Annotated in this window: 22 protein-coding genes and 3 tRNA genes; 10 read left to right on the forward strand and 15 right to left on the reverse strand. The window is 74.7% G+C overall.

All coding sequences use genetic code 11. The annotated features are described in order from the left end of the window. The first annotated feature begins 95 nt into the window (after window positions 1-95). Complete coding sequence (locus tag OG994_RS18030; protein WP_120328535.1) at window positions 96-1388, forward strand: ATP-binding protein; 1293 nt, start codon at window positions 96-98, stop codon at window positions 1386-1388. Window positions 1389-1422: 34 nt separating this feature from the next. Here OG994_RS18030 and OG994_RS18035 read toward each other — a convergent pair whose 3' ends face one another. Continuing rightward, window positions 1423-1641, reverse strand: a complete 219-nt coding sequence (locus OG994_RS18035) for a hypothetical protein (protein ID WP_120328536.1) — start codon at window positions 1639-1641, stop codon at window positions 1423-1425. A 273-nt stretch (window positions 1642-1914) separates the two neighbouring features. Between OG994_RS18035 and OG994_RS18040 the strand changes: the two genes are divergently transcribed. Together OG994_RS18040 and OG994_RS18045 are read left to right on the forward strand one after the other, a co-directional pair. Then, on the forward strand, window positions 1915-2760 hold the full coding sequence (locus OG994_RS18040; RefSeq protein WP_328850400.1) for a helix-turn-helix domain-containing protein: 846 nt from the start codon (window positions 1915-1917) through the stop codon (window positions 2758-2760). Between the two features lie 5 nt (window positions 2761-2765). Further along, window positions 2766-2966, forward strand: a complete 201-nt coding sequence (locus OG994_RS18045) for a DUF397 domain-containing protein (protein ID WP_120328538.1) — start codon at window positions 2766-2768, stop codon at window positions 2964-2966. Window positions 2967-3115: 149 nt separating this feature from the next. Here OG994_RS18045 and OG994_RS18050 read toward each other — a convergent pair whose 3' ends face one another. The 4 genes from OG994_RS18050 to OG994_RS18065 form a co-directional block, all read right to left on the reverse strand. Further along, entirely contained in the window at window positions 3116-3898 is a 783-nt protein-coding gene (locus OG994_RS18050; RefSeq protein WP_328850401.1) for a putative protein N(5)-glutamine methyltransferase, read from the reverse strand. A gap of 161 nt (window positions 3899-4059) precedes the next feature. Then, window positions 4060-5181, reverse strand: coding sequence for a cystathionine gamma-lyase (locus OG994_RS18055; RefSeq protein ID WP_328850402.1), 1122 nt, complete (start codon window positions 5179-5181; stop codon window positions 4060-4062). Between the two features lie 6 nt (window positions 5182-5187). Continuing rightward, window positions 5188-6204 (reverse strand): NAD(P)H-dependent glycerol-3-phosphate dehydrogenase, encoded by a 1017-nt coding sequence (locus OG994_RS18060; RefSeq protein WP_120328541.1) that lies wholly within the window; start codon window positions 6202-6204, stop codon window positions 5188-5190. Beyond that, window positions 6201-6932, reverse strand: coding sequence for a lysophospholipid acyltransferase family protein (locus tag OG994_RS18065; RefSeq protein ID WP_328850403.1), 732 nt, complete (start codon window positions 6930-6932; stop codon window positions 6201-6203). Before OG994_RS18065 ends, OG994_RS18060 begins: the two co-directional genes overlap by 4 nt. Window positions 6933-7060: 128 nt before the next feature. Here OG994_RS18065 and cofC point away from each other — a divergent pair, with 128 nt between their 5' ends. The 4 genes from cofC to OG994_RS18085 all read left to right on the forward strand — a co-directional run bounded on the left by cofC (window position 7061) and on the right by OG994_RS18085 (window position 11357). After that, on the forward strand, window positions 7061-7702 hold the full coding sequence (gene cofC / locus OG994_RS18070; protein WP_328850404.1) for a 2-phospho-L-lactate guanylyltransferase: 642 nt from the start codon (window positions 7061-7063) through the stop codon (window positions 7700-7702). A gap of 26 nt (window positions 7703-7728) precedes the next feature. Further along, the gene (locus OG994_RS18075) at window positions 7729-7926 is read left to right on the forward strand and encodes a cold-shock protein (RefSeq protein WP_120328544.1); all 198 of its coding nucleotides are present in this window, start codon (window positions 7729-7731) and stop codon (window positions 7924-7926) included. A 54-nt stretch (window positions 7927-7980) separates the two neighbouring features. After that, on the forward strand, window positions 7981-10314 hold the full coding sequence (locus OG994_RS18080; protein ID WP_328850405.1) for an RNA degradosome polyphosphate kinase: 2334 nt from the start codon (window positions 7981-7983) through the stop codon (window positions 10312-10314). Between the two features lie 173 nt (window positions 10315-10487). Further along, window positions 10488-11357 carry an NUDIX hydrolase gene (locus OG994_RS18085; protein WP_328850406.1) on the forward strand — a complete coding sequence of 290 codons (870 nt, stop codon included), beginning with the start codon at window positions 10488-10490 and terminating at the stop codon, window positions 11355-11357. A gap of 68 nt (window positions 11358-11425) precedes the next feature. Here the strand turns inward: OG994_RS18085 and OG994_RS18090 are convergent, their stop codons facing one another. The 4 genes from OG994_RS18090 to leuC form a co-directional block, all read right to left on the reverse strand. Continuing rightward, a complete protein-coding gene (locus OG994_RS18090; RefSeq protein ID WP_328850407.1) occupies window positions 11426-13432 on the reverse strand; it encodes an endonuclease/exonuclease/phosphatase family protein in 2007 nt (668 codons plus the stop codon). Between the two features lie 132 nt (window positions 13433-13564). After that, on the reverse strand, window positions 13565-14188 hold the full coding sequence (locus OG994_RS18095; protein WP_192902126.1) for an HU family DNA-binding protein: 624 nt from the start codon (window positions 14186-14188) through the stop codon (window positions 13565-13567). A gap of 171 nt (window positions 14189-14359) precedes the next feature. Beyond that, complete coding sequence (gene leuD / locus OG994_RS18100; RefSeq protein WP_328850408.1) at window positions 14360-14947, reverse strand: 3-isopropylmalate dehydratase small subunit; 588 nt, start codon at window positions 14945-14947, stop codon at window positions 14360-14362. A gap of 11 nt (window positions 14948-14958) precedes the next feature. After that, a complete protein-coding gene (gene leuC / locus OG994_RS18105; protein WP_328850409.1) occupies window positions 14959-16404 on the reverse strand; it encodes a 3-isopropylmalate dehydratase large subunit in 1446 nt (481 codons plus the stop codon). A 49-nt stretch (window positions 16405-16453) separates the two neighbouring features. Between leuC and OG994_RS18110 the strand changes: the two genes are divergently transcribed. Next, complete coding sequence (locus tag OG994_RS18110; protein WP_013284529.1) at window positions 16454-17140, forward strand: IclR family transcriptional regulator; 687 nt, start codon at window positions 16454-16456, stop codon at window positions 17138-17140. A 203-nt stretch (window positions 17141-17343) separates the two neighbouring features. Here OG994_RS18110 and OG994_RS18115 read toward each other — a convergent pair. From OG994_RS18115 to OG994_RS18130, 4 genes are all read right to left on the reverse strand, one after another. Next, a tRNA-Glu gene (locus tag OG994_RS18115) sits at window positions 17344-17416 on the reverse strand. A gap of 146 nt (window positions 17417-17562) precedes the next feature. Further along, window positions 17563-17635: transfer RNA gene (locus OG994_RS18120), tRNA-Glu, on the reverse strand. Window positions 17636-17767: 132 nt separating this feature from the next. Further along, window positions 17768-17839, reverse strand: a tRNA-Gln gene (locus tag OG994_RS18125). Window positions 17840-17948: 109 nt separating this feature from the next. Then, complete coding sequence (locus tag OG994_RS18130) at window positions 17949-18752, reverse strand: fumarylacetoacetate hydrolase family protein (RefSeq protein WP_120328653.1); 804 nt, start codon at window positions 18750-18752, stop codon at window positions 17949-17951. A 204-nt stretch (window positions 18753-18956) separates the two neighbouring features. Between OG994_RS18130 and OG994_RS18135 the strand changes: the two genes are divergently transcribed. After that, window positions 18957-20294, forward strand: a complete 1338-nt coding sequence (locus tag OG994_RS18135) for a hypothetical protein (protein WP_328850410.1) — start codon at window positions 18957-18959, stop codon at window positions 20292-20294. Window positions 20295-20327: 33 nt separating this feature from the next. Next, window positions 20328-21206 carry a 3-methyladenine DNA glycosylase gene (locus OG994_RS18140; RefSeq protein WP_328850411.1) on the forward strand — a complete coding sequence of 293 codons (879 nt, stop codon included), beginning with the start codon at window positions 20328-20330 and terminating at the stop codon, window positions 21204-21206. A gap of 31 nt (window positions 21207-21237) precedes the next feature. On the opposite strand, the gene OG994_RS18145 is transcribed toward OG994_RS18140, so the two are convergent. Both OG994_RS18145 and OG994_RS18150 read right to left on the reverse strand, forming a co-directional pair. Then, window positions 21238-21837 carry a TetR family transcriptional regulator gene (locus tag OG994_RS18145; protein WP_328850412.1) on the reverse strand — a complete coding sequence of 200 codons (600 nt, stop codon included), beginning with the start codon at window positions 21835-21837 and terminating at the stop codon, window positions 21238-21240. 190 nt (window positions 21838-22027) lie between these two features. Next, complete coding sequence (locus OG994_RS18150) at window positions 22028-23026, reverse strand: aldo/keto reductase (RefSeq protein ID WP_120328553.1); 999 nt, start codon at window positions 23024-23026, stop codon at window positions 22028-22030. Between the last annotated feature and the right edge of the window lie 79 nt (window positions 23027-23105).

Consider the following 23105-nt stretch of genomic DNA (forward strand, 5'->3'; position numbering starts at 1 on the left):
GCACACACGGTGCGTAATCACCCCGGGCGCGCGCTGGTCACAGCGGGGCGGTCGGTGCGCCACTCCGTCCGCCGCCCCCACTACGCTGCCACCCTGTGAGTTCCGACGCGCTCCTCGACAGCCTGCGGGCGGCGGTCGACGCACGCCCGGAGGACGTGCCGCTGCGCCTGCACCTCGCCACGCTGCTGCTCGACGCCGACCGGGGCGGGGAGGCCATCGCCCACATCGGTCAGGCGCTCGCCCGGGATCCGGGCAACGAGGCCGCGCAGGCGCTCATGCAACGGGCACTCGGACCGGTGCCCCCGCCCCGGCCGGCGCCGGACGCGGCGTCGGCGGCCGATCCCGGTCCGGCCACGGCGGCGCCCCGACCGCCCGCGCAGCGTCCGGCCCCGGCCGGGCCCGGCGGTGACCCGCTCTCGGCGTACGAGCAGGAGCTGTCGGACGTGGTCCCGCCGCGCTTCGTCCCGACCGGCGACGAGCCGGAACCGGTCGCTGGCGAGCACGACCGGCTGTACGACGTGGAGACCTCGACCCTGCGGCTGGCCGACGTCGGCGGCATGTCGGCCGTGAAGGAGCGGCTGGAGCTGGCCTTCCTCGGCCCGCTGCGCAACCCGCAGCTGCGGAAGATGTACGGCAAGAGCCTGCGCGGCGGCCTCATGCTCTACGGTCCGCCCGGGTGCGGCAAGACGTTCCTCGCCCGGGCGGTGGCCGGCGAGATGGGCGCGAAGTTCGTCTCGCTCTCCATCGTCGACGTGCTCGACATGTGGCTGGGCAACTCGGAGCGCAACCTGCACGAGCTGTTCCAGGCGGCCCGACGCAACGCGCCGTGCGTGCTGTTCCTCGACGAGATCGACGCGCTGGGGCACAAGCGTTCCCAGGTCAGCTCCAGTTCGATGCGGACGCTGGGCAACCAGCTGCTGGCCGAGCTGGACGGCATGGAGGGCGACAACGAGGGCGTCTTCGTGCTGGCCGCCACCAACACCCCGTGGGACGTGGACCCCGCGCTGCGCCGTCCGGGCCGGCTGGACCGCGTGGTGCTCGTGCTGCCGCCGGACGCCGAGGCCCGCGCCGCCATCCTCGAGTACCACCTGCGGGAGCGGCCGATCGCCGGCATCGACCTGCGGCGGGTGGTGGCGGCCACCGAGGACTACTCGGGGGCCGACCTGGCGCACCTCTGCGAGACCGCCGCCGAGTACGCCATGGCCGACTCCGTCCGCAGCGGCGAGGTGCGCATGATCGAGCAGCGGGACCTCGAACGGGCGCTGAAGGAGGTCCGGCCGTCGACCCGGCCGTGGATGGCCACGGCCCGCAACGTGGCGATGTTCGCCAACGAGGGCGGCGTCTACGACGACCTGGTCGCCTACCTCAAGAAGCGCAAGCTGCTCTGACCGCGTCCGGCCGTGGCGCGCGCCCGGCCGGTGGTCACTCGCGGGCGTGCCGGCGGCCGACCGCGATCACCTTCACCCGCTGCCGGCCGGCCCGCACCATGCCCAGGGCCATGAAGGCGCCCGCGATGCGGTCGGCCGCCTCCCGGCTGCTGGCGCCGACCACCTGGCGGCGCCGCTCCGGGCAGGCCCGCTCGTCGCGGCCGGGCCCGTCGAACGGGCGCACGTCGGTGAGCACCACCAGGAAGCGGGTCATGGCCGGCTCCCGGGGTGGTCGGGGTGGACTTGCGGACCGGTACGCACGCTCACTCCCTCCGCCAGGGGGACGGCGCGGCACGCGGCGACCGGGCACGGGGGAGAAACCCGATCGCCGCGCGCCCCATCCCCTCCGGTCGCTCACCGCCACCGTCGCCACGACAACCGGCGGTGAGGACGCGGTAACAGATTGACAGGTGCGCAGCCATGAATGCAACTCTCACCGGCGTTCTCTCATGTATACATTCCCAAAGATGTATGCGACCATCGATGCATGGCGCCGAAGACCGCTCGCGCCCGCCGACTCGGGCTCGCCCTGCGTACGCACCGGGAGGCCGCCGGCCTCACCCTCGAGGCCGCGGCGGACGAGATCAACAGCACCCGCAGCACGCTCTCGCGCTACGAGAACGCGCAGTCCCCGGTGAAGCCGGCCACCGTACGCGCGCTGCTCACCCTCTACGGAGTCGCCCCCGACGAGGTCAACGCGGCCGTGCAGCTGGCCAAGGACGCGCGCAAGCCCGGCTGGTGGGTCTCCTACTCGTACCTGCTGGACCGGCGCACCATCGACTTCATCGCCCTGGAGGCCGAGGCGACCGGCATCGCCAACTTCGAGCCCTCGGTGGTGCCCGGCCTGCTCCAGACGGCCGACTACATCCGCGGGGTGATGCGCGGCGGGCCCCACACGCTCAGCGACGAGGAGGTCGAGCAGCGCGTCAAGGTGCGGCTCGACCGCCAGGAGCGGCTCACCGGCGATGCCCCGCCCATCCTCGACGCGATCATCGACGAGGGCGCGCTGCTCCGCCCGGTCGGCGACCGGTCGGTCATGGACGGCCAGCTGCGGCACCTTCTGAAGATGTCCGAGCTGCCGAACATCACGGTCCAGGTGATCCCGCTGGCCGCCGGCTACCACCGGGGCACCCGCGGCTCCCTGCACATCCTGGAGTTCGCCGACCCGGAGGACCCGATCATCGCCTCGGTCGAGACGGTGGCCGGTCAGATGATCCTCGACCGCCCGGGCGACCTGCGTACCTGCACCAAGATCATGGAACACCTGCGGACGGTCGCGCTCAGCCCGGCGGGCAGCCGCGACCAGCTCCTCCAACTCCTGAAGGGACGGTAGGGACGATGACACCGACGATCAGCGCGGCGCTGGCCGCGGCCGGCTGGCGCAAGAGCAGCCGCAGCGGTGACGAGGGCGCCTGCGTGGAGGTGGCGGTGATCCCCGAGCTGGTGGCCGTACGCGACTCCAAGGACCCGGACGGCCCCGCCCTGCTCTTCCCCCCGGCGGCCTGGACCGCCTTCGCGCAGGCGCCTCCGCGCCGCTGACCCCGCGCGACCGGCCGTCGGTGGGCGGCGGCCGGTCGCCGGTGACCCGGCCGGCCACCGGTGGGCGGTGGCCGGCCGTTCGCCGTCGCCCGGGGCCGCGCCGGCGGTGCGCCGCTCCGGTGCCGGGGTGACGAGGAACGCGGCGACGCTCAGGCCGGGCGGCGGGCCGTGACCGCGGTCGCCTCCAGGTCCTCGTCGTGCCGCACGCCCGGCACCAGTCCCGCCGCGGTGAGCGCCGCGCACAGGGCCTCGACCTGGCTCTCGGCGGCCTCCACCACGAGATGCCCACCGGGGGCGAGCCACTCGCCCGCCCCGGCGGCCACCCGGCGCAGCACGGCCAACCCGTCGGCACCACCGTCGAGCGCCACCGGCGCCTCGTGCAGCCGCGCCTCGGGCGGCAGCAGCGCCACCGCCTCCGTCGGCACGTACGGGGCGTTCGCGACGACGAGGTCCAGCCGGCCACGCCAGTGCGGCGGCAGCGGCGCGAACAGGTCGCCCGTGAAGACCGGGACGTCCAGGCCGACGAGGTTGCGCCGGGCGCAGGCCACCGCCGCCGGGTCGATGTCGGTGGCGGCGAGCCAGCGCGGCGCGAGCCGGCGGGCCAGCGCGAGGGTGGTCGCGCCGGAGCCGCAGCAGAGGTCCACGACGGCCGGCGCGGGACCCGTCACCGCCGCCGCGGCGGCGACCAGCAGGGCCGTACGACCGCGGGGCACGAAGACCCCCGGGTCGACGGCGACCCGCAGCCCGCAGAACTCGGCCCAGCCGAGCACGTGCTCCAACGGTTCGCCGGCGATCCGGCGCGCCACGAGGTCGGCGAGCGCGGCCGGGGAGTCCGCGCTGTCGAGGAGCAGGTCCGCCTCGTCCTCGGCGTAGACGCAACCGGCGGCGCGCAGCCGCCGCACCAGGGCGGGACGGTCGATGGGAGTGGTCATGGAAACCTCCGGGGACACTCGTCGGCGCCCCGGGCCGCCGCTATCGGCGCGGCGTGGACTCGGAAGGGAGCGCCGGTCCTGCTGTCGGGCGGATCGGACTCACCTCCTCGGGTCGGGGCCGCGTGTGCGGCCACCGGAACGATACCCGGCCGTGGACGGCGTCAGCTCGCCGGGCCGGCGGCGTCCAGCGCGGCGGCGATGTCGGCCACCAGGTCGGCGGTGTCCTCGATCCCGCAGGAGAGCCGCACGAATCCGGGCGAGGTGTCGTCGCCCCACTGGGCCCGCCGGTCGGCCGTCGTGTGCAGGCCGCCGAAGGACGTGGCGGCCACGACCAGTCGGGCGGCGTCGACGAACCGGGCCACCCGGTCGGCGTCCCCGAGGTCGAAGGACAGCACCCCCGGCATCCGCCGCATCTGCGCCGACGCCACCGCGTACGACGGGTCCTCGGGCCGGCCGGGCCACCGCAGGCCGGTCACGTCCGGGCGGCCGGCGAGCAGCGACGCGACGGCCTCGGCGTTGGCGGCCTGCCGGCCCAGCCGCAGGTCCATGGTGGCCAGTGAGCGGTGGGCGAGCCACGCGTCGAACGCGCCGGGGATCGCGCCGGTGGCGTTGCGCCAGACGGTGACCGCCCCCAGCAGCTCGGGCGACCGGGTGGCGAGGTAACCGAGCAGCAGGTCGGAGTGGCCGGTGAGGGCCTTCGTGCCGGAGGCCACCACCAGGTCCGCGCCGAGGTCCAGCGGCCGCTGCCCCAGCGGCGTGGCGGTGGTGTTGTCCACGGCCACCAGGGCGCCGGCCGCGTGCGCCCGCTCGGCCAGGTCGGCCACGTCCACCACGTCGAGCCCGGGGTTCGCCGGCGTCTCCAGCAGGACGAGCCGCACCCCGTCCAGCGACGGGTACGGCCCGGCGGTGGGCGCGAGGAGCACGCGTACGCCGATGGCCTCCAGCGCGGCGCTCGCGAACGCGCGCACGGTGTAGTACCCGTCGGCGGGGAGCACCACGGTGTCGCCGGGACGCAGCACGGTGAGCAGCAGCCCGGTGATGGCGGCCTGCCCGCTCGCGAAGACCCGGCAGTCCCCACCCTCCAGCTCCCCGATCGCGGCCTCGAGCAGCCGCCGGGTCGGGTTGTCCGGGCGGCCGTAACCGTTCGGCGCGCCGGCCGGCCCCTGCCACGGGTCCAGGTGGTACGGCGCGGCGAAGACCGGCCCGGGCAGGAACGGCTGGCCCGGCACCGGCTCGGGCAGACCGGCGTGCACGCAGCGGGTGCCATCACCTGGTTCGTTCATCGGTCCTCACTCGTACGACTCGGGCTTGGCGGTCCGGCTCATCAGCGTGTCCACGGCGATGCGCGGATCCATCCCCTCGTGGCAGATCCGCTCGACCTGCTCGGTGATGGGCATCTCCACGCCGTGCGCGCGGGCCAGGTCACGGATCGACAGGCAGCTCTTCACGCCCTCGGCCGTCTGCCGGGTCGCGGCCTGCGCCTGCTCCATCGTCTCCCCCCGGCCCAGGTGTTCCCCGAAGGTGCGGTTGCGGGCCAGCGGCGAGGAACAGGAGGCCACCAGGTCACCCATGCCGGCCAGGCCGGCGAAGGTGATCGGGTCGGCGCCGAGCGCCACGCCGAGCCGGGCGGTCTCGGCCAGTCCCCGCGTCATCAGCATGGCCCGCGTGTTGTCGCCGAAGCCCATGGCGGTCGCGATGCCGTACGCGAGGGCGATCACGTTCTTCACGGCGCCGCCCAGCTCGCAGCCGATCACGTCGTCGTTGGTGTACGGGCGGAGGTACGGCGTACGGATCGACGACTGCACGAGCGCCGTCCGCCGGCTGTCCGTGCCGGCGACCACGGTCGCGGCGGGCTGCTCGGCCGCGATCTCCGGCGCCAGGTTGGGGCCGGAGACGACCACCACCCGGTCCGCCGTCACTCCGGCGGTCTCGACGATCACCTCGCTCATGCGCTTGGTGGTGCCGAGCTCGATGCCCTTCATGAGCGACACCAGCGTCGCGTCGGGGTGCACGTACCCGGCCCACTCGGCGAGGTTCGCGCGCAACGTCTGCGACGGCACGGCCAGCACGACCAGCTCGGCGTCGGTGATCGCCTCGGCGGCGTCGGAGGTGGCGGTGACCCGCTCCGGCAGGACCAGGTGCGGCAGGTACTCGGGGTTGCGCCGCTCCGTCCGGAGGGTGTCGGCCACCGGCTGCCGCCGCGCCCAGATGGTCACCTCACGGCCGGCGTCCGCGAGGATCTTGGCGAACGCGGTGCCCCACGAGCCGGCACCCAGCACCGCGACGTGCCCACCACGCCCGCTCACGCCGCCTCGCCCTGCTGTTGGCGCTGCGGACGGCTCGAACGCTCCCAGAGCGGCGGCGGCGTGCCGCCGCGGATCTCGGCGAGCATGTCCCGCAACCGCAGCATGATCGTGTCGGTCATCTCCTCCAGCGTGCCCCGGGTGGGCGAGGCGCCTTCCCACCGGCTCAGGTCGATCGGCGGGCCGGCCACGACGGTCACGGGGATCCGCGGCCGCAGGCTGATCCGGGCCGTACGCGGGTCGAAGATCCGCTCCGGGCCCCACATGGCCACGGGTACGACCGGGGCGCCCGTGAGGAGCGCGAGCCGGGCCGCACCCGTCTTGCCCTTCATGGGCCAGAGGTCCGGCTCCCGGCTGGTGGTGCCCTCCGGGTAGATCACCACGGCGTCGCCGCGGCGTACCGCCTCGACCAGCTTGTCCAGCGACCGGGCCGCGTCGACGGTTCCCCGCTCCACGGGGATCTGCCGGCAGCGGTGCAGGATCCAGCCGACCACGGGCACCCGGAACACGCTCGCCTTGGCGAGGAACTGCGGCCAGCGGCCGGCGTCGTAGATGAAGTGCGCCGAGACCAGCGGATCGGCGTGCGACAGGTGGTTCGCCACGATGATGACGCCGCCCTCGCGGGGCAGGTACTCCATGCCACGCCACGTGCGCCGGGTCCACACGACCATGATCGGCTTCACCAGCACCGCGGCCACCCGTGGCCAGAATCCCAGTCTCCGCCGTGCCACCGCGCCTCCTCGTGCCGCCGGGGTCCGCGCACCGGACCCGCCGGCGCTCCCCGCAGCGGAAATCATGCCTGCTCCCCTGTGCCGCGGGCCAGCGAGGGTGCCGCCGACCGGCTGGCAGGATTGCGGCTGTGAGTCAGTCGAGGTGGGCCGTCGTGGTGCCGGTGAAGCCGCTGTCGGCCGCGAAGAGCCGCCTGCGCGGGGCGCTGCCGGGCGTACCGCACGAGGAGCTTGCGCTGGCCCTGGCGGCCGACACGGTCGCCGCGGTGCGCGCGTGTCCCGTGGTCGCCGACGTCCTGGTGGTCACCGACGACGCCCGGGTGGCCGCGGTGGCCCGCGAGAGCGGAGCCCGGACGCTGCCGGACCTGCCGGCCGCCGGGCTGAACGCGGCGTTCCGCCACGGCGCCGCCGCCGCGGGCGGCGGGTGGGTGGCCGGCCTCACGGCCGACCTGCCGGCCCTGCGTCCGGCCGAGCTGGCCGCCGCGCTGGAGGCCGCGCAGGACGGCCCGGCCGTACGGCGGTACGTGGCCGACGCCCCCGGCGACGGCACCGTGCTGCTCACCGCACCGCCCGGGACGCCGCTGGAGCCCCGTTTCGGCGTGGCCTCGGCGGCGGCACACGCCGCGAGCGGGGCGCTGCCGTTGACCGGCGACTGGCCGACCCTGCGCCGGGACGTGGACACCCCGGCCGACCTCGCGGCCGCCGCCCGGCTCGGGCTCGGGCCCCGCACCGCGGTGCTCGCCGCGGGCTGTGCCGCCGGCACGCCGGGCTGACCGGCCCTCCGGTGTACGGTGCTGGCATGCAGGGCACGGTGGCCACCTACGACGCGGCGACCCGCAGCGGTGTGCTGCTCCTCGACGACGGCACCGAACTGCCCTTCCCGGCACGCGCCTTCGACGCCTCCGGCTTGCGCCTGCTCCGCCTCGGGCAGCGGGTCCGGGTGGAGCGTGACGCCTCCGGCGAGGTGGTACGGGTGACGTTGCCGACGATGAGCTGACGAGGTGCCGCCAAGTTCATTTTCCGTTTACCGGAATCGGGTGATTATGAGCGGGTGAGCACCCCTCGCGAGCGACCCGCCACCTCCTCGACCGACCCGTCCGGGGCCCGCAACGGCACCCGCCTTCGCGGCACCGACGGCCGCTTCCGGGCCGACCGGCCGGCCGACGGCGGCGAGGACCGCGTCGAGCACACCCGGGCCGCCCGCACCGACGTCCCCGCGGCCGACGCGGCGTCCGCCTCCTCCGGTCTGGAGGAGGCGCTGGACCCGGTCGCCGAGGCGGGCCCCGCGCCGGTACGCCCCGACGACGAGCAGAGCGCCCCGGCGCTGCCCGAGGACCGCTTCCTCAACCGGGAACTCTCCTGGCTCGACTTCAACGCCCGGGTCCTCGCGCTCGCCGAGGACCCGCGTACGCCCCTGCTGGAGCGGGTCAAGTTCCTGGCCATCTTCGCCAGCAACCTCGACGAGTTCTACATGGTCCGGGTGGCCGGCCTGAAGCGCCGCCTGCAGGCGGGCCTGCCGGTCCGCGGCGGCGACCGGACGCCCCTGCGGACCCAGCTGGCGCTGATCGCCGAGAAGACCGCCACCCTGGTGGCCCGGCACGCCGCCTGCTTCGTCGACGACGTCCTGCCGAAGCTCGCCGACGAGGACGTCCGCATCATGCGCTGGAGCGACCTGGACGACGACGAGCGGGAACGGCTGCGCACGTACTTCCGGGAGCAGATCTTCCCGGTGCTCACGCCGCTGGCGGTGGACCCCGCGCACCCGTTCCCGTACATCTCGGGGCGGTCGCTCAACCTGGCGGTGGCGGTCCGCGACCCGGACGGCGGGTCGGAGCTGTTCGCCCGCGTGAAGGTCCCCAACAACGTGCCCCGCTTCGTCCGGGTGCACCGGGACCGGCCCGGGGTGCGGATGCTTCCCGTCGAGGACCTCATCTCGGTGCACCTGGGCCAGCTGTTCTCCGGCATGCAGGTCGTCGAGTGCCACCTGTTCCGGGTCACCCGAAACGCCGAGGTGGAGGTCGACGAGGACCGGGACGAGGACCTGCTCCAGGCGCTGGAGCGGGAGCTGGCCCGCCGCCGGTTCGGGCCGCCCGTACGCCTGGAGGTGGCCGCCTCGATCAGCGACCACATGCTCGACCTGCTCGTCCGTGAGCTGGACATGGACGACCAGGACGTGCTGCGGGTGCCCGGCCTGCTCGACCTGTCCGCGCTGTGGCAGTTGTACGACGAGGCGGACCGGCCGGACCTGAAGGACAAGCCGTTCGTGCCGGCCACGCACCCCCGGCTCACCGAGGGGGAGGTGCCGCGCAGCGTCTTCGCCACCCTGCGCGACGGGGACATCCTGGTGCACCACCCGTACCACTCGTTCGCGACGAGCGTGCAGCGCTTCATCGAGCAGGCCGCCGCCGACCCGAACGTGCTGGCCATCAAGCAGACCCTGTACCGCACCAGCGGTGACTCCCCGATCGTCGACGCGCTCGTCGACGCCGCCGCGGCCGGCAAGCAGGTGGTGGTGCTCGTCGAGGTGAAGGCCCGCTTCGACGAGGTGGCCAACATCGGTTGGGCCCGCACGCTGGAGCGGGCCGGCTGCCACGTCGTGTACGGCCTCGTCGGCCTGAAGACGCACTGCAAGACGGCGCTCGTGGTGCGGCAGGAAGGCAACCAGATCCGCCGCTACTGCCACATCGGCACCGGCAACTACCACCCGAAGACCGCCCGGCTCTACGAGGACTTCGGCATGCTGACGGCCGACCCGGAGATCGGCGCCGACCTCACCGACCTGTTCAACGTGCTCACCGGTTACAGCCGGCAGACGGCGTACCGGCGGCTGCTCGTGGCGCCGCAGGGCATCCGGCGCGGCCTCGTCGAGCGGATCGAACGCGAGATCACCCACGTCCGGCTGGGCATGCCGGGCCTGGTCCAGTTCAAGGTGAACGCGCTGGTCGACGAGGCCGTCATCGACGCCCTCTACCGGGCGTCCCGGGCGGGCGTCCACGTCGACCTGCTGATCCGGGGGATGTGCGCGCTGCGGCCGGGGGTGCCGGACCTGTCGGAGAACATCCGGGTCCGCTCGATCCTCGGCCGGTTCCTGGAGCACTCCCGCGTCTTCCGGTTCGGCAACGACGGCGACGGGGAGATCTGGATCGGGTCGGCCGACCTCATGCACCGGAACCTGGACCGGCGGGTCGAGGCGCTGGTGCAGGTGACCGACCCGGTGGCCCGCGCCGAGCTGGCCCACGTGCTGACCGAGGCCATGAGCCCGGACGTGGAGGCGTTCGAGCTGGCGGCCGACGGCACCTGGACGCGCCGGGCCGGCACGGCGGACGAGCCGCGCGCCCACCTTCAGGAACTGCTGCTGAGCCGGGTCGGCGGCACCGCGGGCTGACCGGCCCGGGCATAGGCTGACGGGGTGACTCGACAGCGGCGCCGAGGCGCGGCCCACGGCCTTCCCGCGCGCCCCGCGCCGGACGACGCCGCCGGCGGCCCGGACCTCGTCCCGGCCGCCCGTACGGTGCCCGCCCCGCGGCTGCGCCGGCCGGCGCGCGCCGGAGGGCCGCGGTGACGGAGATCCGGGCGGCCGGCGGGGTGGCGTGGCGCCCGGGGCCAGGCGGCGTCGAGGTCTGCCTCGTGCACCGGCCCCGCTACGGCGACTGGTCGTTGCCGAAGGGGAAGCTGGAGCCGGCCGAACACCCGCTGGTCGCCGCGGTCCGCGAGGTCGCCGAGGAGACCGACGTGCGGGCGGTGCCGCAGGTCCGGTTGCCGTCGGCGCGCTACCGCAGCGAGGGACGGCCCAAGGTGGTCGACTACTGGTCCATGCGGGCGGTGGCCAACGGCGGGTTCCAGCCCGGCACCGAGGTTGACGACGTGCGCTGGCTTCCGGCGGACGAGGCGGTGCGGCTGGTCAGCTACCCGCACGACGCCGAGGTGCTGGGCGCGTTCGCCGCCCTGCCCCCGGTCACCGCGACGGTGCTGCTCGTGCGGCACGGTCATGCCGGCGCCCGGGGCACCTGGTCCGGCCCCGACACCGGGCGCCCTCTCGACGCGGAGGGGTGGGCGCAGGCCCGTGCCCTGGCCGAGCTGGTGGCCCTCGTACGCCCCGCCCGGCTGCTCTCCGCGTCGGCCCGGCGGTGCGTCCAGACGCTCGACCCGGCCGCCGCCGCCCTGGACCTGCCCATCGAGGTCTGCGGCGACCTCGACGAGCCCCGCCCCGGCCAGCAACGCGACGAGCGGTCCCTCGCCCTCGCCGGCCGCCTCGTGGAGCTGGCGCGGGCCGGCGGCCAGGTCGCGGTGTGCAGCCAGGGCAGGGTGATCCCGGGCGCGCTGGAACGGCTCACCGGCCGCGTGGGTGCGGACTTCACGACCCCGAAGGGCGGCGGCTGGCTGCTCGCCTTCGCACACGAGACGCTCCTCGCCGCCGAGCGTCTCTGACCCGCGTTCCCCGTCGCGGCCGGCCGTCGTGGCCTCGCCGGGCCGGGGTGGCGCTCGCGGGGGCGGCCTCAGGCCGGCGGCAGGGTGAGGGTCACCACGACGGGCAGGTGGTCACTCGCCGTGCCGGGCGGCGCCGCCACGTCACCGGGTCGCAGGTCTGGCGTCACGAACACGTGGTCGATCTGCTCGCGGGGCCGGTCGGCGGGGCTGGTGGGCAACGGCCGGGCCGCGGCCAGCGCGTCCACGAGCCCGGCACGGGTGAACTCCGCGAACGCCGCGTCGCCGGGCTCGGTGTTCATGTCCCCCGCCACCACCAGCGGCCGTCCGCCCGCGTACGCGGTCGCGAACTCCGCCACCGCGCGGGCCTGGACGACCGGTTGGCGGCCCGGTGGCGGTTGCAGGTGGGTGCTCACCACCGCCGGCCGTACCCCGTCGCCGAGGTCGACGGTGACCGCCAGGGCCTGCGCGCCGGTGGGTGCGCCGACGGCGGGCAGCGGAAGGGTGCGGGGGGCGGTGACCGGCCAGCGGCTCAGCACCGCGTCGCCCCAGAGCGGATCGGCGGCGGGTGCGAAGACGTACGCCATGCCGAGCCGGTCGGCGAGCAGGTCGAGGGTGTCGTGCCCGCCGTTGAGCAGCCAGCCCCGGTCGACCTCGCTGAGCACCACGACGTCGGGGTCCTGCCGTCGCAGGATCCCGGCCAGGCCCGGGAGGTCGAGGCGGCCGTCCAGCCCGAAGCCCATCCGGATGTTGTACGCCGCCACGGTCAGGCGGGAGGGCGGGCCGCTCCGGTTGCCGACGACCGCCACGTCGTCGGCCACCAGGGGGGCGAGCAGGGCCAGCGCCGTGACCGCCGCGGTGGTCCGGACGGGAGGCAGCGCCCGGGGTGCCGGATCGCCGACGGGACCGGCCGTCAGGGCGACGGCGGCCACCAGCCCGGCCACCGCCACCGGCACCCAGCCGTTCGGGTAACCGAGGTCGTAGGCGGAGTAGTAGGCGACGGCCGCGAGCGCGAACACGAGCATCCCGGCCGTGGCCGCGTACGCCCGGCGGGCCCCCGCCCGGGCGGTGCCGGCGGCCGGGGCACGACCGGCGGTGGCCGGGGCACGACCGGCGGTGGCCTCGCCGTCGACGGCCGACCCGTCGGCGGGCGGTCCGTGGGCGGTGTGTCCGGCGTCGACGGCCGGTCCGCCGGTGCCGGCGACCGGCCCCGTACCGGTTCGCGCCAGGCACGCGCCGAGGCCCACGGCGGTGAGCAGCAGTGCCGGCAGCAGCAGGTTCCCGCGGTCGAGGGCGAACAGCACGGCGCCGGCCAGCAGGGCCGCCGGCCCGGCCACCCGCGCCCACGGGGACGACACGAACGCTCCCGTGAGGGCGGCGACCAGGAAGACGGCGACCGCGACCGGCAGCGGCGCGAGACCGAGCAGGGGGGACCGGGCGACACCCGGGTCGCCCTGGAGGTACGAGTTGGCCGTGCGGGCGAGCGCCGGGGAGAGCGCCACCATGCCGGCCAGCAGCAGCGCCGGGCCGGCCAGCAACCACGCCCGCGCGCCGCCGGGCCCCGACGGTACGGGCCGTCGCGCGTGCCCGGCCAGGAACAGCACCACGAGCACGGCGCTGACCAGCCAGGCCTCCCAACGGCCCCACCAGACCAGGTCGTACGTGTCGAGGACGGCGTGCCCCGCGGCGGCGACGGCCAGCCCGACGGCCAGGCCCGGCACCGGGCGTTCGGTCGTGGCGGCGGTGCCGGCGAGCCAGACCAGCCCGGCCACGAGGCCGGCGGTGGCGAGCCAGAGCTGCGTCCGGCCGCCCGGTGTGGCTGTCAGCGCGAGGCGCGTACCGGCCAGCAGGGCGGCCGCCGCGAGGGTCACCGGGCGGGAGCCGGCGCGGCGGATCAGCGCCGGCGCGGCGAGGGCCAGGACGAACCAGCCGAGGGCGAACGCCCCCATGAGTTCCGCCGGGGTGGAGGCCGCCTGCCCGAAGATGGTGATGATGCCGGGCAGCCAGACGCGCAGCACGTCGGTGAGGAGGACGACGCCCAGCGCGACGAGGGCCGTGGCGAGTTGGCGTTGACGCACCGGGCGCCTCCCGTCGACGCCGGCGGGGGTGGCCGGCACCGCGATTGTCGGCGCGGCGGCGGGCGGGGTCAACGCCTCCGTACGCGCGAAGGGCGCCCACCCTCGCGGTGGACGCCCTTCGTGCCCTGTCGTTCAGCGGCGGGTGGCCGCCTTCTTCGCCGGGGCCTTCTTCGCCGGCGCCTTCTTCGCCGTGGTGCTCTTGCTGGCCGCGGTCTTCTTCGCCGCGGCGGTCCGGCCCGCCGCGGCGGTCTTCCGCGCCGGGGCGGCCTTCTTGCTGGCGGTCTTGGTCGCCGCGGTGGTCTTGGTCGCCTTGGCCGCGGTCTTCTTCGCCGTGGTCTTCTTCGCGGCGGCCGTGGCCTTGGCGCCGGTGGCCTTGGCACCCGTGGCCTTCGCGCCGGTCGCCTTCGCGCCCGTCGCCTTGGCACCGGTGGTCTTGGCGGCCGCGGTGGTCTTCTTCGCCGCCGCCGTGGCCTTCGGCACCTTGCCGCTGGCCACCATCTCCTTGAAACCGGCGCCGGGCCGGAAGGTCGGGACGGACGTCTTCTTGACCTTCACCGCCTCGCCGGTCCGGGGGTTCCGGGCTGTTCGCGCGCCCCGTACGCGCTTTTCGAACGCTCCGAAACCGGTGATCGCCACCTTCTCGCCCTTGGTGACCGCCGCCTGGACCTCAGCGAGGACCGCGTCGAGCGCGGCCGTCGCCGTCTTCCGGTCCCCCAGGCGAACGGCGAGCGCCTCGATGAGCTCGGCCTTGTTCACGACTTCCTCCCGATTGTGCAACTGACTCGACGCGAGCCATTCTGCGCGCACGGTATGCCCTGTGCTGCCGGGACACAAACATTCGGTGGAAAAAAGCCCTTGTGTCGTAACGGATTCGCCCCCACCGGCGGGCCGGTGGGGGCGAATCCGTTGTGCGTGCGGCGCGTACGGCTACACGACGGACGGCAGGAAGGACGGCCGCTTCGCCTCGTAGGCGCTGATCTCGGCCTCGTGCCGGAGGGTGAGTCCAATGTCATCCAAGCCCTCCATCAACCGCCACCGGCTGAAGTCGTCCAGCGGGAACGACCAGGTGGCGTCCCCGGCGCGGACCTCGCGGGCGGTCAGGTCGACGGTGACCGGGGTGGTGGGGTCGGACTCGACGAGATCCCAGAGTTCCTCGACCGCTTTCAATTCCAACTCGACCGGCAGCAGACCCTCCTTGAGAGCGTTGCCGCGGAAGATGTCGCCGAACCGGGGGGCGATGACCGCCCGGAAGCCCCAGTCGCGCAGGGCCCAGACGGCGTGCTCCCGGGAGGATCCGGTGCCGAACTCCGGACCGGCCACCAGAATCGACGCCCCCGAATACGCGGAATCGTTCAGGACGAATGTCGGGTCCTCCCGCCAGGCGCTGAAGAGCCCGTCGGCGAAACCCGTTCGGATCACCCGCTTGAGGTACACGGCCGGGATGATCTGATCGGTATCCACATTGGAACGGCGCAGCGGCACGGCGGTGCCGGTGTGGGTGGTGAAGCTCTCCATCGGTGTCCCCTCTACAGATCGGCGGGAGCGGCCAGCCGGCCCACCACCGCGGTGGCGGCGGCGACCGGCGGGGAGACCAGGTGCGTACGCCCGCCCCGGCCCTGGCGGCCCTCGAAGTTGCGGTTGGAGGTGGAGGCGGAGCGCTCGCCCGGCCGCAGCGTGTCCGGGTTCATGCCGAGACACATGGAGCAGCCGGCGAAGCGCCACTCGGCACCCGCGTCGGTGAACACCTTGTCGAGCCCCTCCGCCTCGGCGGCCTCGCGGACCGCGGCCGAGCCCGGCACCACGAGCATCCGCACCCCGTCGGCCACCTTGCGCCCGCGCAGCACGTCGGCGGCGGCGCGCAGGTCCTCCAGCCGGCCGTTGGTGCAGGAGCCCACGAAGACCACGTCGACGGCCAGGTCGCGCAGCGCCGTGCCGGGCCGCAGGTCCATGTACTCCAGCGCGCGCCGGGCCGCGGCCCGCTCGGGCTCGGTGACGAACTCCTCCGGGTCCGGCACCCGCCCGCTCAGCGGCGCGCCCTGGCCCGGGTTCGTGCCCCAGGTGACGAACGGCGTCACCTCGGAGGCGTCGAGGGTCACCTCGGCGTCGAACGTCGCGACCTCGTCGGTGGCAAGCGTCCGCCAGTGGGCGACGGCGGCGTCCCAGTCGGCGCCCTGCGGCGCGTGGGGCCGCCCCTTGAGGTACGCGAACGTCGTCTCGTCCGGCGCGATCATGCCGGCCTTGGCACCCCACTCGATGGACATGTTGGCGACCGTCATCCGGCCTTCCATGGACAGGGCGCGGATCGCCTCGCCGCGGTACTCGACGATGTGGCCGCGGCCCCCGCCGGTGCCGACCTTCGCGATGAGGGCGAGCACCAGGTCCTTGGCGGTCACCCCGGGCGCGAGCTGCCCGTTCACGGTCACGGCCATCGTCTTCGGCCGGCTCTGCGGCAGCGTCTGGGTGGCCAGCACGTGCTCGACCTCGCTCGTGCCGATGCCGAACGCGAGCGCCCCGAACGCCCCGTGCGTGGCCGTGTGCGAGTCGCCGCAGACGATGGTCATGCCGGGCTGGGTGAGCCCGAGCTGCGGGCCGATGACGTGCACGATGCCCTGGTTCTCGTCGCCCAGCGGGTGCAGGCGGACCCCGAACTCGGCGCAGTTGCGCCGCAGCGTCTCGAGCTGGGTGCGCGAGGTCGGGTCGGCGACGGTGAGCAGGTCGCCGCGCCGCGCGCGGAACGCCGGGTCGGCGTAGCCGGTCGGGGTGTTGTGGTCCTCGGTCGCGATCGTCAGGTCGGTACGGCGCACCCGGCGGCCGGCGAGCCGCAGCCCGTCGAACGCCTGCGGGCTGGTCACCTCGTGCAGCAGGTGCAGGTCGATGTAGAGCAGGTCCGGCTCACCGGAGGCGGACCGTACGACGTGCGCGTCCCAGACCTTCTCGGCCAGGGTCCTCGGCTCAGGAGTGACTCCCACCATCTGGACATCCTAAATTCTGGGAGGTAAATTTCGGCTTGTGGGACACAGTATGAGCGGTGTCGGCGTTCTCGACAAGGCGGTGGTCATCCTCGCCGCCTGCGTCGACGGCGCCAGCCTGGCCGAACTCGTTGAACGCACGAAGCTGCCCCGGGCCACGGCGCACCGGCTGGCCCAGGCCCTGGAGATCCACCGGATGCTGGTACGCGACACGCAGGGCCGCTGGCGCCCCGGGCCACGGCTCGGCGAGCTCGCCAACGCGGCGCCGGACGTCCTGCTGACCGCCGCGGAGCCGCTGCTGGCCGCGCTGCGCGACGCCACCGGCGAGAGCGCCCAGCTCTACCTGCGCCGCGCGGACGAGCGGATCTGCGTGGCCGCCGCGGAGCGGGCCAGCGGGCTCCGGGACACGGTCCCGGTCGGGTCGGTCCTGCCGATGACGGCCGGGTCCGCGGCGCAGATCCTCCTCGCCTGGGAGCCGCCGGAGGCGGTCATGCCGCTGCTGCCGCGGTCCAAGTTCACCGGCCGCACCCTCGCCGAGGTGCGCCGGCGCGGCTGGGCGCAGAGCGTGGCCGAGCGGGAGGCCGGTGTGGCGAGCGTCTCGGCGCCGATCCGGGACCGGACCGGCCGGGTGATCGCGGCGATCAGCATCTCCGGGCCGATCGAGCGCCTGGGCCGCCGTCCGGGCGAGCGGCACGCCATGGCCGTCGTCCGCGCCGGTCAACGCCTGAGCGGCCTCTGACCGGCTCCCGGGCGCTCACCCGACCCGCGTGATCATGAGGTTGACGGGCGGTTCGATCTCCCCGGGCCCCGCCAACCTCATGATCACCGGGAGCGGGCCCGGGAAGGGCCGGGAGCGGGGACGGGACGGGGACGGGGGCGGGCGCGGAGGGGACGGACGGGAACGGCCCGCCTCGCGTGGCGAGGCGGGCCGTTCCGCAGGTGTAGCCCCGACCGGATTCGAACCGGCGCTACCGCCTTGAGAGGGCGGCGTCCTGGGCCGCTAGACGACGGGGCCAGGCACGTTCCGTGCTCCACCGCCCTGCCGGACGGCGCCCGCTGAGTTTAGCGGCGCCCGTGGGCGGGGTGTGAACCGGGTCCGGGTGGGTAGACCCGGCAAAAGGAGAACGGCCCGCCTCGCCGAAGCGAGACGGGCCGCGAATGTAGCCCCGACCGGATTCGAACCGGCGCTACCGCCTTGAGAGGGCGGCGTCCTGGGCCGCTAGACGACGGGGCCAGAACCTTCTTCCCTCACCGCTCCTGTGAGCGGCGCCGCTGAACCCTACCAGAACGCCGCCCGACCCCTTCACGGGGTCGATGCGGCCTTCTGACAAGAGTCAGCGACCGACATTCTCACGAACACCGGCTGCTGGGGTACCAGGACTCGAACCTAGACTAACTGAGCCAGAATCAGTCGGGCTGCCAATTACCCCATACCCCAATGGCCCCTTGCGGCGCCGGGAATGAACTTTACCCTCCCGCCGCCGACAGGCCAAATCCAACCCCACGAACCCCAGGTGACCAGGGGTTCCGCGGCGTCGGAGCCCGGATCAGGCGACCGGCACCACCGGGTTGGTGAGCTCGCCGATCCCCTCGATCCGCACGCTCACCGTATCCCCGTCGGTGAGGGGACTAACCCCCGCCGGTGTGCCCGTCAGCACGACGTCGCCGGGGAGCAGCGTCATCACGTGTGAGATGTACGACACGAGCGCCGGCACGTCGAAGACCATGTCCCGCGTACGGCCGAGCTGCCGCACCTCCAGCGCGTCCGGGTCGGGGCCGACCTCGCAGCGGATTTCGAGGTCCGACACGTCCAGGCCGGTGGTGATCCACGGCCCGAGCGGGCAGAACGAGTCGAAGCCCTTCGCCCGGGTCCACTGGCCGTCGGAGCGCTGCAGGTCCCGGGCCGTCACGTCGTTGGCGCAGGTGTAGCCGAAGATGGCCCGCTCGGCGGCGGCCCGGTCGGCACGGCGCGCCCCCGGCGCGCCGATCACCACGGCCAGCTCCGCCTCGTGCTCGACCTGCTTCGAGAAGATCGGCAGCCGGATCGCGTCGCGGGGCCCGATCACCGAGGTCGACGGCTTGAGGAAGAGCAGGGGTTCCTTGGGCACCTCGCTGCCGTGCTCGGCGGCGTGCTCGGCGTAGTTGCGGCCGACACACACCACCTTGCTCGGCAGGATCGGCGAGAGCAGCCGTACGTCGGAGAGCGCCCAACGGGCGCCGGTGAACGATATCTGGCCGAACGGGTGCCCCTCGATCTCGGCGACGGTCAGGCCCTGCGGCCCGGCCTCCGGCTCGCCCTCGACGACCCCGAACGACATTCCCTTGGCATGAGCGAAACGAGCGATACGCACCACGCAAATCTAGCCCCGCCGCCGGGCGATCCCGGTACGGCGGGCGGTGCGCGCCGACCTGCCACGGCAGGCGCGCAGCCTGCCCGCGTGGTGACGTCGGGACGCGCAGCCTACGCGAACGACCGCTGCAGGGGGCGGGTTTCGCCACTTCATACCCGCACGACGTGTCCCCGCCCCTAGCGTCGGCTCCGGAGGTTCGTTCGCATGCCTGCATCGACACGACACCACAAGGCCCTCGCGGTGTTCGTCCACTGCCTCGGTCTCCTCGCCGCCGTGCCGGCCCTGCCCGCGGTGGCTCCCGACCCGGCGGCCGCACGGCCCAGACCGGCCGCGGTGGCACAGCCCACACCCTCGGACCCGGCCTCGGACCGGCCGAGCATGCCCTCGGCGCCGCCGGCGGTGCCCACGCCCACCCGGGCGATGCCGCCGCCACCCCGGCCACCGGTCACCGTGGCGGTGGCCCCGGCGCCCACGCCGGCACCGGCGTACCGGATCCACGTCCGCAACACCGGCAACACCGCCGTGGACACGACGGTCCGGCAGGAACTGCCGCCCGGGGCCGCCCCCTCGCTCGTCACCGCCGGCGGCCGGACCAGCCGGATCGCCGGCCACGACGCCAGCGAGGTCACCTGGCGGCTGAAGCTGCCGGCCCGCAGCGTCACGACCCTGAACACCTCGCTGGCGGCGGCCCCGACGGGCCAGGCGGTGACGGCGCCCGCGTGCGCGTTCACCAGCGACGGCAACCGGCCGTACGACTGTGCCACCGCCACCTGGAACGCGGCGGCCCCGGCCGCGAAGCCGGCCGCGACCCCGCCGTGGCGCCGGACCCCGGTGCTGATCGGCGTGGCGGCGGCGGTCGTGGTTCTCGCCGCGGTGACCGCCTGGTTGTTGTGGCGGCGACGGCGCCGCCCGGTCGCGGCCGCCCTCGCCGACCGTGGCCGTCCCGTCGTCGACCCCCGCCAGGGCCGCGGCACCGTCTACCCGCGTCCGGCGGCGCCCCGGTCGGCGGCGCGGCGGCGCACCCCGCCGGTCTGGTTGCTGGTCTCGGGCGCGGCGGCGGTGGTCGTGGGCGTGGTCGGCGTGGCCGGTTGGACGGCCACCCGCCAGGTCACCTCCGTCGACACCGACAGCCGCCCCACGAGTGGCGCCTGGCACGGGACCAGCGCGTCCGGGGTCGTCGGCGTGCCGCTGCGGGAGTCGGCCTTCGAGTTCACCGTCTACCGGATGGCCTGCTCCCCGGCCGGCGCCGCGTCCCGTCGCCAGTGCCAGGCCACCGTCGGGGTGCGCAACCTCACGGCGGAGCACCAGGCCTGGCACGGCGAGTTGCAACGGGCGTACCTGCCGGGCGGCCGGTGGGTGACCACCGACGTGCCGGCCACCCGGATGGCCAACCTGGGACGGGACGTCTTCGCCCAGCCGCTCGCCGCCGGCAGCCGGACGGTCCTGCCGCTGGTCTTCACCGTCGACGGCCGGGAGCCGCCGGAGCAGTTGGAGCTGCGCAGCGGCGTGTTCTCGGCCGGCGTGCGGGTGGACGTGCCCTGACCGGCCCACGGGCGGCGGTCGTACGCTGGGTCGGTGACCGCCGCCCTCGCCCCCGTCGCCGTGCTCGACGCGGCGGACTGGCGGCGGCGGCGTCGCGCCCACGAGGAACGGGTCGACGCCTGGCTCGGCCCGCACCTGGCCCGGCGGCGCCGGGGCGAGAAGCACCCGGTCGAGGACTTCCTCTTCACGTACTACTCGCACCGTCCCGCCCAGCTGCGCCGCTGGCATCCGGGCGCGGGGGTCGAGCTGCGCGACGCCGACCCGGCCGAGTTCGGCCGCGACTACCGGCCCGTCGCCGCCGGGGTCACGCTCGACACCGCCGCCGTACGCGCGCGGCGCGCGGAGTCGATCCGGTGGATCCGTACGCTGCTCGCGGCGACCGCCGGCCGCCAGCCGCACCTCGGCTGCTTCGGGATGCACGAGTGGGCCATGGTCTACCGGCAGACCCAGGCGGAGGTGCGGCACAACGCGTGGCCGCTGCGGCTCAGCCCGGAGGAGACCGCCCGGACGGTCGAGGCGAACCGGATCCGGTGCAGCCACTTCGACGCGTACCGGTTCTTCACGGCCCCGGCCCGGCCGCTGAACCTGCTCAACCCGACCCGGGAGACCCAGCACGCGCACGAGCAGCCGGGCTGCCTGCACGCGAACATGGACCTCTACAAGTGGGCGTACAAGCTCTCGCCGCTGGTCCCCAGCGAGCTGGTGGCGGACTGCTTCGAGCTGGCGAGGGAGATCCGCACGCTCGACATGCGCGCCTCCCCGTACGACCTGTCCGCCCTGGGCTACCCGCCGGTGCGGGTGGAGACGGTCGAGGGCCGGCACGAGTACGTGCAGGCGCAACGGTCGTTCGCCGAGCGCGCCGCGCCCCTGCGGGCCCGGCTGGTCGACGAGTGCGACCGGCTCCTCGGGTGACCGCGGGCCGGGGACCGGCGCGGCGGTGCGCTCAGCCGGCCGGGCGGGTACGCAGGCCGTCGATCAGCAGCGCGACCACGGCGGCCATGTCGTCCTCCAGGCCCGGCTCGGTCCACTCGCTGACGTGCGCGGGGTGGTGGAACCGCGCGGTGGCCTGGAGCACCGCGCGGCCGGCGAGCGCCGGGTCGGCGGCGGTGAACTCCCCGGCGGCCACCCCGTCGGCCACGATCACCGCGAGCTGACCGGCCAGCACCTCGAGGTGGGTGGCCACCACGTCCTCGAGCTGCGCCGCGAGCCGCTGGAAGTTGTCGAACAGCTCCGGGTCCTCGCGGGCGATCCGGCGCTTGGACCGGCTCAGTTCGCGCAGCCACCGGCGCAGCCGGTCGGCGGCCGGACCCTCGCCGGTGGCGATCTCGACCAGCGGTGTGGAGACCCGGGCCAGCCACCGTTCCGCGACCGCGGCCCGTAGTGCGGCCTTGCTCGGGAAGTGCCGGTACACGCTGCCGTGGCTGACGCCGAGCGCCCGTGCCACGTCCAGCACGGTGGCCTTCGCCGGGCCGAAGCGGCGCAGCACCTCCTCGGCGGTGTCCAGGATGCGCTCGGCGGAGAGGGTGCCCGGGTCGGTGCTCATCACCCCAGCCTCCCCGATGGGGCACCGCGCGTCACGGCGACCCCCACCGGCCCGGCCGGGACGGGCGCCGGTGGGCCCGTCCCGGCCCGGTGGGACGCCGGTGGGCCCGTCCCGGCCGGGTGGGGCGCCGGCGCGGGCGAAGACCAGCGCGATCCCCCGGGCCGGCGCGGCGCGGCGACCCGCCACCCGGTCATGGCCGCTCGCTGTCCAGGATCGCCATGTGCGCCGCGTCGTAGCGGGTGCCGGCGACCGCGTCGGCGGGCACCGCGGCTTCGATGGCGGCCAGGTCGGCCTCGGTCAGGTCGACCCGGGCCGCGCCGAGGGCCTCGGTGAGGCGGTCCCGCCGGCGGGCGCCGATCAGCGGCACCACGTCGACGCCTCGGCCGAGCACCCAGGCGATGGCGATCTGGGCCACCGTGACGCCGCGCGCCTCCGCGATCGTCCGCAGCTGCTCCACGAGGGCGAGGTTGCGGTCCAGGTTCTCCCCGGTGAACCGGGGCAGGTGGGTACGGAAGTCGGTCGGCGCGGTCGTACGCTGCGCCGACCAGTGCCCGCTGATCAGGCCCCGGGAGAGCACCCCGTACGCGGTCACGCCGACGCCCAGCTCGCGGGCGACCGGGAGGATCTCGCTCTCGATGCCGCGCGAGATCAGCGAGTACTCGATCTGCAGGTCCGAGATCGGGTGCACCTTGTGCGCGCGGCGCAGGGTCTCCGCGCCGACCTCGGAGAGGCCGACGTGGCGGACGTACCCGGCGGTGACCAGCTCGCCGAGCGTCCCGACGACGTCCTCGACGGGCACGTCGGAGTGGATCCGGGACGGCCGGTAGATGTCCACGTGGTCGGTGCCCAGGCGGCGCAGCGTGTACGCGAGGAAGTTCTTGATCGCGGCCGGGCGCACGTCGGAGCCGAGCCAGCCGCCCTCCGGGTCGCGCAGCGAGCCGAACTTGACGCTGATGACCACGTCGTCCCGGTTCCGGCCGCGCAGCGCGTCACGGAGCAGCATCTCGTTGTGCCCCATGCCGTAGAAGTCGCCCGTGTCGAGCAGGGTCACGCCGGCGTCCAGCGCCGCGTGGATGGTGGCGATGCTCTCGGCCTCGTCGGCGGCGCCGTAGAGGTCGGACATGCCCATCAGCCCGAGCCCGAGGGCGGAGACGGTCGGGCCGGTGCTGCCGAGCTTGCGAGTGTCCATGGCTGTCCTCTCACCGTGGTTGACGGTATGGAGACTACAGCCGTCAGATGACAGATTCCAAATTCTGTCACTCGCAGGC

This window comes from Micromonospora globbae, assembly GCF_036184225.1.
GTDB lineage: Bacteria > Actinomycetota > Actinomycetes > Mycobacteriales > Micromonosporaceae > Micromonospora > Micromonospora globbae.

Coding starts and splice junctions, on each gene's coding strand:
- OG994_RS18035 (WP_120328536.1), bottom strand. CDS start 1,641: ATGACCCGCTTCCTGGTGGTGCTCACCGACGTGCGCCCGTTCGACGGG.
- OG994_RS18040 (WP_328850400.1), top strand. CDS start 1,915: ATGGCGCCGAAGACCGCTCGCGCCCGCCGACTCGGGCTCGCCCTGCGT.
- OG994_RS18045 (WP_120328538.1), top strand. CDS start 2,766: ATGACACCGACGATCAGCGCGGCGCTGGCCGCGGCCGGCTGGCGCAAG.
- OG994_RS18050 (WP_328850401.1), bottom strand. CDS start 3,898: ATGACCACTCCCATCGACCGTCCCGCCCTGGTGCGGCGGCTGCGCGCC.
- OG994_RS18055 (WP_328850402.1), bottom strand. CDS start 5,181: ATGAACGAACCAGGTGATGGCACCCGCTGCGTGCACGCCGGTCTGCCC.
- OG994_RS18075 (WP_120328544.1), top strand. CDS start 7,729: ATGCAGGGCACGGTGGCCACCTACGACGCGGCGACCCGCAGCGGTGTG.
- leuD (WP_328850408.1), bottom strand. CDS start 14,947: ATGGAGAGCTTCACCACCCACACCGGCACCGCCGTGCCGCTGCGCCGT.
- leuC (WP_328850409.1), bottom strand. CDS start 16,404: ATGGTGGGAGTCACTCCTGAGCCGAGGACCCTGGCCGAGAAGGTCTGG.
- OG994_RS18110 (WP_013284529.1), top strand. CDS start 16,454: ATGAGCGGTGTCGGCGTTCTCGACAAGGCGGTGGTCATCCTCGCCGCC.
- OG994_RS18135 (WP_328850410.1), top strand. CDS start 18,957: ATGCCTGCATCGACACGACACCACAAGGCCCTCGCGGTGTTCGTCCAC.
- OG994_RS18145 (WP_328850412.1), bottom strand. CDS start 21,837: ATGAGCACCGACCCGGGCACCCTCTCCGCCGAGCGCATCCTGGACACC.
- OG994_RS18150 (WP_120328553.1), bottom strand. CDS start 23,026: ATGGACACTCGCAAGCTCGGCAGCACCGGCCCGACCGTCTCCGCCCTC.